This window comes from Shewanella halifaxensis HAW-EB4, assembly GCF_000019185.1.
GTDB classification, from domain to species: domain Bacteria; phylum Pseudomonadota; class Gammaproteobacteria; order Enterobacterales; family Shewanellaceae; genus Shewanella; species Shewanella halifaxensis.
Genome location: NC_010334.1, coordinates 1,821,399 through 1,833,028, shown reverse-complemented (window position 1 = coordinate 1,833,028; position 11,630 = coordinate 1,821,399). Strand labels below are relative to the sequence as shown.

Below are 11,630 nucleotides of genomic sequence, written 5' to 3'. Positions count from 1 at the left end.
GTTTTAGCTTTCGAGCAGCACAGAGTATTCATCAAGGGAAGCATGACCTCTTGCAGACAAAAATGCGAGTAAAGCCTCTGGACTACGATTAAGTAGGCGCTCGATAGGGAAATCGGCTTGCTCAACAATCTGTTCTGCCAGCGTAAAGTCTCCTAGGCTATAGGCCACATGTGAGTCAGACCCCATCACCAATAGCCCGCCCGCCTCTTTTACCGCCTTAGCAATGGCTAAGCAATTATGCTCACTGCCTTTTCGAGAGACTAAAAATGAAGAGTTATTGATTTCAAGGGCGACATTATTCTCGGCGGCGGCTTTGGCTACGGCCTCAATATCTATCGGGTACGCAGGGTTACCGGGATGAGTGATAATGTCGACATGACCACTGTTGATACAGTTAATCATCGCTGCTGTATGGGTTTCTTTATTGCTTGGGGCAAATACAGGCTCATGAAATCCGGCTAAAACAATGTCTAGATCTTGTAAATAATCGCCAAAAAAATCTATCTCTCCGACCACATTTTTAATATTAGCTTCGATACCTCTCAATATACCGACGCCATCGACCACTCGCGGCAATACACGCAAATTAACAAAGTGCCAAAAATGCGGCGCATCCGCCATATCGGGACCATGATCTGTGGTGGCAAATAGCTTTATTCCTTTGTGTTTAGCCATCGCAATATATTCTTGTAACGTACTATAAGCATGAGTTGAAGCTATCGTATGGGTATGGGTATCAACAAGATATTTCATGGCAGTCTCTTCATTACAAAAGTTTCAAACAAAAAAAGAGTAGACCGTTAGTCTACTCTTTTCATCAACATAGCTCTATTAATTCCAATCAGTATAAGAAAGTGAATAACCTATGGTATTGGCGGCCAATAACTTAGTGGCTTAAGCTATTTTCTAACTCTTCCCAAGTTTGACGCTTTCGATAAATTGTCGAAGCACTAATATCTAATAGTGCCGCGGCTTTAGGTACGTTCCCCTTGCATAATGCTATTGCATTTTCTATTGTCTGTTTCTCTGTTAGCCATAAAGGCACAATATCGTCACTCTTTGCCTCTGGCGTTACAGCTGGAAAATGTTCATCTGCCGAAAAACCAGCAGATTCGATCCCCTCCAGAAAAGAAACCGGTGCCGAATTTGAGGCTGCGATAGAAACGCTTTGGTCTTGTTGAACAGGCTCGGAAACCTTCGCTAAAGTCGTCTCAGATGTCGCCGTCATTTGTATCGGTAGCATATCAAGCTCAACTAACTCGCCATCGTTTAATACCACTATCTGCCTAATAACATTTTGTAGCTGCCTAACATTACCAGGCCATTGATAAGATTTTAAACATTGCTTAGCATCGCAGCTAATCCCCTTAAACCGCTTGCCCTCTTCCTTGTTATATTCTTTGAGTAAATTCGAAGCGAGCAGTAAGATATCTTTGCCTCGCATTCTTAGGGGGGGTAATTCTATTGGGATCACATGCAGGCGATAAAACAGATCTTCTCTAAAGCGTCCCGCTTTGACTTCATCCCATGGCATACGATTGGTTGCACTCACAAACCTCACGTCCACTTTTTCCTCTTTGGTTCCCCCCACGCGCTGAAACACACCCGTTTGGATAAAGCGCAACAACTTACTCTGTAGCTCAAGATCCATTTCGCAGATCTCATCAAGAAACAGCGTACCGTTATGTGCGCGTGTCGCCGCGCCATCTCTATTGGCTATCGCCCCAGTAAAAGCTCCCTTAGTGTGACCAAAAATTTCACTTTCAATCAAGTCCTTAGGGATTGAAGCACAATTTAACGCAACGAATGGTCCATCATGGCGATTACCCGCATTGTGTATGGCATGAGCACACACCTCTTTTCCTGTCCCACTTTCACCAATAATAAATGCCGAAGCTTTACTATTTGCCACACAATCTATGGTTTTATAAACGGTTTGCATCGCAAGCGACTCCCCCACAAACCCCATATAGTGAGGCTTGGGCAGACTACTCTCATATTTTGCGACTAGATTAACAAGCTGACGCTGCTTCAAGGCATTACGAACAGTAATGGAAAGGCGTTTTGCATCGAAAGGTTTGACTAGAAAATCGAACGCCCCCGAACGCATGGCATCGACAGCGATATCAATTGTGCCGTGAGCGGTGATCATAATGACAGTGATATCAGGATATTGCTGCTGTACCGTTTCCAAAATATCCATCCCAGACATATCGGGCAGTTGAATGTCGAGCACTAATAGATCGGGTTGCCAACGTTTGAGTTCATTTAACGCATCTTCTCCATGATTAACATGGGTCACTCGTGCTCCATCTGCTCGCAGGTATTCGGTATAAAGCGCCCCAAGCGACATACTATCTTCGACTAATAATGCGGTAAATGAGCTTGTTATATCCATATAAGTCCAGCCTATTAGTAGTGAAACTACTCTTAATAGCAGTTTGGTCAATGTCAAAAGGCTAAACTCAGGTTTGCCGTTTGCGCATAGCGTTTAGTCTAGCAGTTATTGCTATTCACTGTGTCGATTCAAAGCGTTGCTCATATGAACTTAGCGTTAACTCACCGACTGAAATCACTTTATCTAACAATAGAGGAACCTGACTAACCTCTTTAGATTTTGCACTTAACTCAAGTTTTTTAGCCGCGCTAGACAATGCAATAGCACCAAAACTTCCTGAACTACTCTTAAGCGTATGCGCCTGCAAGTCGATTTCAGCGAGATCTAATCCATCGCCATTCAGGTACAGCTGGCGCAAACGGTGCAGTATGCTCACCCGCTCTTGCGTTTCGGTTACGAAAACAGCAATCATCCGACTCATTGCGTCTTCACCAAGCATACCAGATAACTCGTTAACAACCGTCTCATCAATGATAGTCATTTGTTCCTCATCATCTTGAGGGCTTGTGGGCAACGTCACCGTAACCGCACTTTTACCGCTCATATTACTTATTCGATTAACCCGGTCAAACGAAACGACTTTAGCGCTTTCAGTAATAGCGCCATCGCTCGCATTTCCCTCTCGCTCATTAACACATTCTGCATTTACGTCAGACTTAACTATAGCCTCTTCCTTAGCCGATACAATCCATTGATTTACAACATTAACAAGATTCTCTCGGTTAACCGGTTTTGGCACAAAATCCTTCATTCCAGCGCTCATGCACAGCTCAACATCCTCTTTCTGTACATTCGCCGTCATGGCGATGACAATCTGCGAAGGGTCAAGCTGCAATATCTTTTGTGTGGCTTCGATACCATCCATCTCAGGCATTCTCATATCCATGAGGATCAGACCATATTCTTTTGTGCTTGCCATTTTCAACGCTTCGATGCCGTTGTTGGCGATCTCAACCTTAAAGCCTGATTTATTCAGTAGCGCACTGGCAACAATTTGATTCGCGGGGCTATCCTCGGCCAATAAGATAGGCAAATGTGCCTCTTGGCTTATCGATATTGTAGGCTCATAATGAGCCTGAAGAGTGGATGATTCATGCTCTCCTCGAAGCACGCCTAACATCATATCTCTACTCAGCGGTTTATGAATCACTTGCTCTAACCCTATCTCTCTTAGTAATTTTGATGCCTCTGGTACAACTACCGTCATTAAAGCCGCCATCATGCCTTCACCTAATAGATAGTCACGCTTGATGCTATTGGCCTGCTTAACGTTAAGATCAAATAGGCAATGCTCATCAATCAGCACCAGATTAAAACGACCTTGTACCTGCAAAGAGTTAAAGATGGACTCAATGCTATCGACACAAACGGTTGCCACCCCATATTGACTATATTGCCTGCCAATTAACTCGCGATAGATCTCATTGGGATGCACTAGGAGCACTCGAGAGTGCGCAGGAACAGGAGTATCAATTGAATTTGCACTTTCATCTCGTTTCAGTAACAGATCAAAACTAAAGCAGCTCCCCTTACCTTGTTGGCTCTTTACAGCAATTTGCCCCCCCATCTGAGCGATGAGCTCGGCACAAATAGCTAAACCTAGACCGGTACCGCTGTAGTTTGTATTGTGGCTATCGTGTACCTGACTAAACTCTTCAAATAATGTCGGCAGGGCCTGCTCACTTATCCCTATACCTTGGTCTGAAATCTTGCAGCACAGACGAGCCTCATCGGTATCAGCGAGCCACATCTCAATAGCAACGCAGCCACCAAACGAGAACTTAATCGCATTATCGATCAAGTTATGTAGCACTTGCCTTAATCTTTGGCCGTCACCGACTAAACTCTCTGGTACATTGCGATTGACCATAATCGCCAGCACAATCCCTTTATCCTGAGCCTTAGGCGATAAAACTTGTAGCACCTGCGTAGCAAGCTTAGCAGGAGAGAAAGCACTCTCTTCCAATACCATTTGCCCCGCTTCAATTTTAGAAAAGTCCAAAATATCATTAATGGTACTCAGCAGTGAGGTCCCCGCCTCCTTAGCAGTATTGGCATATATACGCTGCTCCTTGTTCAACCTTGAGTCCAAAATTAAGTCGACGCTTCCCAATACCGCATTGAGTGGGCTCCGGATCTCGTGACTCATCGTGGCTAAGAACCTCGATTTCGCTTCACTGCCTTGCTCTGCTTGCTCTTTGGCGAGTTTAAGCTGGGTTTCATACTCCATTCGACGTGAAATATCTCGAATAAATGCAGTTAACAGCATCTCACTGCCAAGTTGTACAGGAATAAGCGTCACCTCAACCGCCACGGCTTTACCATCGGAGCGACTAGCCTGCATCTGCGTCGAGTGTTTAATTGCCACGCCTTTGCCGGTGACTCGGTACTCTTCTAATATATTATGAAAGTGAAGCTTCTCCTCTCCAGCAAAGAGTACACTCTCCAATCTCTGGCCTATCATCTGCTCTGAGTGATACTTAAACAGTAGACATGCCGCATCATTAACTTCTTGAACCTCTCCGGTGATATCAATCGTTATCAACGCGTCTCTACTGCCCTCTAATGTCGCTAACAGAATTGACTCTGTTCTTTGTGCGGCGACCTGAGCACGTTTGACATCACTTAAATCTTTAACTAAGCCTAAAAATAGCACCTCATCATCAATACACATTTTTGAAATAGACAGTTCAATCGAGAAAAGAGTGCCATCTTTTTTCTGTGCTAACAGCTCCCGCCCTTTGCCCACCATCTTATCTTCAGCACTTTCTAGGTAGTGTTGAATGTATTCATCATGCACATTGCGCTCATTCGTCGGCATCAATAATGAAACATTTTGCCCTATCAGCTCAGACGCTTTATAGCCAAACAATCGACTAACCGCAGGGTTAACTTCTTCAATCAGCCCTTTAGTATCGACAACAACAAAACCATCGACGGCGGTCTGTAATATGGCATTGAGTCTGATATTAGCGCTCTCTAGAGCCTGATTTTTATCTGCAACCTTTTTAACCATCTGATTAAAGGCAAGCATGGTCTGGCCTATCTCGTCACCACTGCTGACCGGGATCTGAACTTTCGACTCTCCCTGTAAAATACGCTGAGATGCACTTTTAAGCAGTGCCAAATTGCGGGTCAAGTAATGGCCTAGTAACCAAGAAAACAGTGCAACTAATAACATTTCGATACCAGCAATGGTCAAAAAGCGTGTTCTGGCGTCGATAATAAAACTGTCTAACTGTGCCGTATCAAAACCTAATTCCACTTTGCCATAGGAAAACCCAGACTCCTGCACGCCTCTTTCGATATCTAAGATACCGTCATCAACATTAACAATCCCGTTGTCTAATGAGGCAACCGAGCCGCCATTAATACTGCCCGCACTAACCAGTAAGCGACTCTGATCGTAAATATTGACATAGAGCACCTGAGAGGTGGTCAGCAACTCGTTAGCCAGCACATTTAGGGTCGATAGATCGCTGCTTATCACCGCATCCTTTGCAGCAGCTGCAAACAGAGACGCGGTAGAGCTGGCGCGCTTTTCAATCTCAGCCTGATTTGAGGTTTTCAAATAATCGACACTGGTATAGACCAGCAACATCAATAGCAGGCCTTCGATTATCGCGATCCCAAGAATCGTTTTAATCCGAAATGACACTACTTACTCTCCTTTAACGGCTCATCAAGCTCACTGAGTGATAACGCTCGTACATCATCCCAGTCACTGCTTTGTGCCGCCTCCATAGCTTTAAACCCTAATCCGCTTAATAGAGCACGCCCCTTGGTCGTGGTAGAGAGAGCCTGTAACTGGGTTAACAATTCTTCGCGCTGTTCTACGGAGACTCGAGGGTGAGCAGCAATAGCATGAGGGGTGTAACCTGGCGTTCTCCATAAGACCTTTAGTTGCTCGGTGACATCACTGTCCATGTTTTTGAATGTGCGTCCCACACCGCCACCAGCATCAACAAGCCCTTGAGCGACTGCAAGATAGACTGAGTCATGGGAGCCAACATACTTAGTACTGTGAACAACGCCTTGCTGCTTTAAATTTGCGCGGGGGATCACGCTAGCCGCAAAGGCTGCGGGGGCAGGAAACGCGAGTGATTTGCCATTCAATTCGGCAAGTTCCGTAATTGGTGAGTCCTTTCTAACAACGATAAGACCTTTCAGAAATTTATCTTGCTCTTTAGCGACAGCGATATAGCCAGGTGATCCGTGAAATACCGTAAAATGATAAGGGTTCATATAGGCGATATCATACTCACCGTTTGCTAAACGCATTTCAAAGGTTGGAATGTCCGGCGCTGTTGCAAATTGCAAATTCAGATTCGCATTTTGCGATAACTCTGCCAACACAGGGGCCCAGCCTTTTGCCAAGATGCTGGCCGCTTGCTGTGGTACGACTCCAAACGTCAGTACCTTAGGCTCAACATCGGCAGCATTGCTTACTGTGCTATAAAAAAAACCAATAAAAAACCAATAAAAAACAGCAGCTTTAGTAAATGATTTAAGTATAGAAATCATATTACGCTCCCCATTTCTGTTTAAGTGCATTGTTATGGATCAGCAATCCCTATGCCACAATGCTAACACTTAACATATCGACTGGTTCCACGAACAGGCTTAGTAACGAAAAGTAAGGATAAATCATCACTTTAAAATGACTGAAAGACAAGCGTTCGGCTTTTTCAAAAACAATTAACACATCTCATGGCTTAATGATGGCCCTGTTCAACAACCCACTTAAAACACTGCTATAACAATCTGTCACTGTCTGGCATAGAGCTTGCTTTATTACAACATACCCATGATGAAACTAGGTTGAGAGGAAGACAATGACAATGCCTTTATCTTTACAGCATATCAGGCAATATAAAATTATCCTGGTAGAAGACAGCGATAGTGAACGATGTTTACTATTAAACCTACTCGACTCTATGGGATTTACGGCCCAAGGGTTTTCTAACGCCCAAGGGGCCATCAAACACCTTCAAAATGAACAGGTCGATATGGTGATCACTGATTGGATGATGCCTCAAATCAGCGGCATCGAGTTATGTAAAACGATAAAATCCATGCCTTGCTCACCCTATACTATATTGCTTACCGGCAATAACCAGAATGCGCATATGATTGAAGGAATCGAGTCTGGCGCCGATGATTTTATCGCAAAGCCTTTTCACAGTGGCGTCCTGAAAGTAAGAATTCTCGCAGGACTGCGCATCATAGAGATGCAACAAAAGCTGGCCAGTCACAATAAAACACTCAACCAGATGCTAGTAAAAGAGCAAGATTACCTCAATTGTCTTAGACAAGATCTCTCTCTTGCCGCTCAGCTTCAGCGTGCGCTGCTTCCAAAAAATTCAGATTTAACAGAAGGCTGGCGAGTGACTACCGAATTTAAACCCGCACAGGATCTCGCAGGCGATCTGTTTCAATGCTTCAACATCGACGAGCAGCATATCGGTTTTTATCTACTGGATGTCAGTGGTCATGGCACAGCCGCATCAATGCTAAGTTTTACTCTAGCGCATCATTTATCTAGTCACCAAAAAGTCTGGCAATCTCTTGATTTAGCGCTGATAACTAACAAGCTTAACCGAGAGTTTGACGACCCCGAGCAGTGCGGGCGCTTTGCAACACTACTTATCGGGATCGCCAATACCAAGACTGGAGCGGTTGAGCTCATCAATGCAGGCCACCCCTCGCCAATCATAGTCAGCCCCCAAGGAGCCAAGTTTGTCGATGATAGCTACGCCGAGTCCCAGCTGCCTATAGGCATAGACAAACAGCACCATTACCAGAGTCAGCACTTCACCATGGAGAAAGAGGAGCAGTTGTTGCTCTACTCTGATGGTATTTATGAATGCAGACACAGTAAATTTGGTAGTTTTGGTCTAACAAAGCTACTGAAGAACGTGAGCGATGCCAGAGCGTTACCGGCAGAACAATTGCTCCATTACCTCAGCTATAGCACGGAACTCTGGCAAGAAAAACAAGCCCAAGACGATATCTCTCTGATGCTAATCTCAACCACAAATACCTTGTCCCATTGTGGTTCTCAAATGTAAGGAAGCACTATGAATAGCCTACAGTTTAACCTCAACAGAAATATTATGGCCAAGCACTCCATCAGCAGAGAGATAGAACAGTTTATGCTGCTAAATCAAGTATCCGATGTGAAGCGATTCAAAGTAATCACCTGTGTACTAGAAGCCGTTTCCAACGTATTTACCCATGCGGCCCCTAAAATTAACTCTCTAATCATCATTTTGCACTGTGATCAGCAGCAGATAATCATCGACCTGCTAGATAACTCACAGATGCAAGCCCTAACGCCACCAACAGATTGTCCACCAGCTAAAGCCACTTCAGGAAGAGGACTTTGGATCATCAATAGTTGGATGGATGATGTTCGTATTCAAGAAACCGTTGCCGGTACGCACTTACAGTTTAGTATTGCGGTTTAAAAGAAGGTACTAGGGCGTTCGCCAGCTCACTGCTAGGACGCTCCGCTTCGAGGACGGCCTTCGGCCTGCTAGGAAATCAAAAGCAAAACAGTGCCACCTTTGACCTTGTTGCTCTTCCCTGCTTCGATTATTCGTCTTTGCTATTCCCGGCACTTCCGTCTTTGATCTTATCGTTTCAGCTTTTACCATCTTTGCTTGTACCTAGCCCCTAGAGGCGCAGCGTCCTTCTTTCGCTTTACGTAGGTTGGGCTTTAGCCCATCACAAAGATGTACAACCACAAAAGCTGACGGCATAAATGCCGACCTACTTTAAAAATAAGATCCCAGGCCGCTTCGCTCCGAGGACGGACTGAAGAAACAAGGCCCTAGATTCTAGGACGTTCGCAAGCTCACTACGAGGACGGCCTCCGGCCTGTTAGGGAAATCAAAAGCAAAGCCGCACCAGCTTTGACTTTTATTGCCCTCTCCAGCAGTTGCTTATCCGTTTTAGCTTGTCTGGCTTTGAGCCATCTTAGATTTTTCCATCTTTGCTAATCGGCTTTTAACCGTCAGCGCAGCGTTCCGTAAGTGAGCCTGCGAACGTTCCGAATACCGTAAGGCCGCAGGCCGTTCAGCTTTTCCGTCTTAGCTTCTACCTAGAAGTCGCAACGCGACGTTCTCGAAGTGACGTAGTCACGCTCTAAAAGCTCAGCGCCCTTCTCTGCCCTCAACCGTCAGCGCAGCGTTCCACAAGTGAGCTTGCAAACGTTCCGTAATCCGTAAGGCCACAGGCCGTTCCGTCTCAGCTTTTACCTGCTTGCCCGTCTCGGTTTTTTTCCGTCTCAGCTTGTACCTAGCACCTGCTTTTCCTAGGACCTAGAACCTTCTTTTTTACTTTTTCCCATTTTGCATCGCAAATAAAGATCCTAGATTAAAACTCACTCCCGAAAATATGATGCAGCAAATAAAACCAACAAATACAAGCAGATAACATTTGGCACTAGGTTTGCAATATTAGATAGTAAAGAGTCAACAGACTCTATACCTGTTCGATAACCTAGCAAAATGCCTGTTGCATTTTTAAGGATGGCGATATGACTTTCTCTCAATTACCACAAAATAATGCATGTAAGATCACTCTACCTGTTGAGGTGATAATGACACAAACACCAACACTCAGAGCCGCAATATTACAACAAATAGACGCTGGAATGACCCAACTCGTGATTGACCTACACAGGGTGGAATATATCGACTCTAGCGGCCTATCGGTACTTATCTCTGCCTTAAAACGAGTAGAGCGTGACAATGGTGAAATCGTACTACTCTCTCCAACGCCAGGCGTACGCTCGCTGATTGAACTAACTCGTTTACATCAGATCTTCTCTATCTATGAAGACGAAGCCGCAGCCATTGATTATATCTGTAATGAACTTGCCAACAAGCAAGCCGCGCATTAAGAGGACACTGAGATGAGTCACTACCAGAGCAGCCTTACTGTACACAAAAAGACGCACACAAAGACGTGCCAAGCAAACAACGCTCTTGGGTTTATCAGTGGTTTGTCTTTGATCATGCTAACGGCTTGCGTTACGCCTCATCACCCTAAAGAGGCTGCTATCTGCAACGGTAATAGCAATGACAACATGACGCAGTGTCACTTTTATGATCGTGAAACCCCCTACATGCGCAGCAACAAGGGAACTAAAGCAATAACAACAACCCCAAAAATAACAGGTAACTCAATGGGCAACACCTGGTTGATGTATACAGGGCAATCTCAACAAGCACTACATTTACCGCAAAATATTCGCCTGTCTGTTGGTGACAGACTCAAGATTAGCGTGCTCAATGGAGAGGAGTTCAGCGGCGATGTTGAAGTCAATAACGATGGCTATATCTATCTACCTTATTTGGAGCCTATCCATGCAAAAGGGCTCGATATTGCACAGCTAACACACTCAATCCAGCAATATCTAGTCGATGAACAGTTCATGCTAAAAAACAGCGTCCGCTTAAGCATTACCCCTCTAAAATGGGCGCCAATTGAAATCACGGTATCGGGGGGAGTATTTGAACCTGGTCAGCATCAGATCAATAAGAAGTCTGATCTTGAAATTATCGACGATGATGGCGACCACAGTGGCGATCAAGCCGATAAACGGACAATTGCGTCGGCACTAAGAGCATCGGGCGGAGTTCGTCCCGACGCCAATATCTCGGCAATTACGGTGTTCAGAGGCCAGCATAGCTTTACCTTAGATCTATCCGGTGTGATCCATGGATACCCCGTACCCAAGTTCACCTTGATGTCAGGAGATCATATTCATGTACCGCAACATGACTATTTTGATGATGTGCTCGCCCGCCCATCACAAATTACCGCGCCAGGTATTCGAGTCTTTATATCAAACCTAACGCAGCCAGCATCCAGTAACGCACAATCAGCCGTCGACACCGACGCAACTCGGTTCCCTTACGGTACACGCCTGTTAAGTGGCGCCATCGCTGCCAACTGTGTCGGTGGCGCACAGTCAACCAATGCTAGTCGCTATTTACTACTGATAACCAAGAACCCATTAACCGCTCAAGTCGATGTTATAGAACGCTCAATGGATAACTTAATCAGGCATTCTTGGGAAACGGGTATGAACCCAATTTTAATGCCTGGTGATGGCATTGCTTGTTATGATTCTCGCGTTACCAACATTCGAGAAATTGCGCGTACCATCACCGAAGTACTCGTCCCAGCGACTCTACTAGAGTTGCTGTAATAGAAGCAC

Annotated in this window: 8 protein-coding genes; 4 read left to right on the top strand and 4 right to left on the bottom strand. The window is 45.1% G+C overall.

The window, feature by feature from the left end:
- Positions 1-3: 3 nt before the first annotated feature.
- From SHAL_RS07805 to SHAL_RS07790, 4 genes are all read right to left on the bottom strand, one after another.
- Positions 4-753, bottom strand: coding sequence for a phosphatase (locus tag SHAL_RS07805; protein ID WP_012276625.1), 750 nt, complete (start codon positions 751-753; stop codon positions 4-6).
- 133 nt (positions 754-886) lie between these two features.
- Entirely contained in the window at positions 887-2,398 is a 1,512-nt protein-coding gene (locus SHAL_RS07800) for a sigma-54-dependent transcriptional regulator (RefSeq protein WP_012276624.1), read from the bottom strand.
- A gap of 115 nt (positions 2,399-2,513) precedes the next feature.
- Complete coding sequence (locus SHAL_RS07795; RefSeq protein WP_012276623.1) at positions 2,514-6,056, bottom strand: PAS domain S-box protein; 3,543 nt, start codon at positions 6,054-6,056, stop codon at positions 2,514-2,516.
- A complete protein-coding gene (locus SHAL_RS07790) occupies positions 6,056-6,922 on the bottom strand; it encodes a phosphate/phosphite/phosphonate ABC transporter substrate-binding protein (RefSeq protein ID WP_012276622.1) in 867 nt (288 codons plus the stop codon). Before SHAL_RS07790 ends, SHAL_RS07795 begins: the two co-directional genes overlap by 1 nt.
- A gap of 317 nt (positions 6,923-7,239) precedes the next feature.
- On the opposite strand from SHAL_RS07790, the gene SHAL_RS07785 reads away from it, so the two are divergent.
- The 4 genes from SHAL_RS07785 to SHAL_RS07770 all read left to right on the top strand — a co-directional run bounded on the left by SHAL_RS07785 (position 7,240) and on the right by SHAL_RS07770 (position 11,621).
- Positions 7,240-8,469: a SpoIIE family protein phosphatase gene (locus SHAL_RS07785; protein ID WP_041415913.1), complete on the top strand. Its 1,230-nt coding sequence runs from the start codon at positions 7,240-7,242 to the stop codon at positions 8,467-8,469.
- 9 nt (positions 8,470-8,478) lie between these two features.
- Positions 8,479-8,868 (top strand): ATP-binding protein, encoded by a 390-nt coding sequence (locus SHAL_RS07780; protein ID WP_012276620.1) that lies wholly within the window; start codon positions 8,479-8,481, stop codon positions 8,866-8,868.
- A gap of 1,073 nt (positions 8,869-9,941) precedes the next feature.
- Positions 9,942-10,307, top strand: coding sequence for an STAS domain-containing protein (locus SHAL_RS07775; RefSeq protein WP_012276619.1), 366 nt, complete (start codon positions 9,942-9,944; stop codon positions 10,305-10,307).
- Between the two features lie 12 nt (positions 10,308-10,319).
- The gene (locus SHAL_RS07770; protein ID WP_012276618.1) at positions 10,320-11,621 is read left to right on the top strand and encodes a polysaccharide biosynthesis/export family protein; all 1,302 of its coding nucleotides are present in this window, start codon (positions 10,320-10,322) and stop codon (positions 11,619-11,621) included.
- The last annotated feature ends 9 nt before the right edge of the window (positions 11,622-11,630 follow it).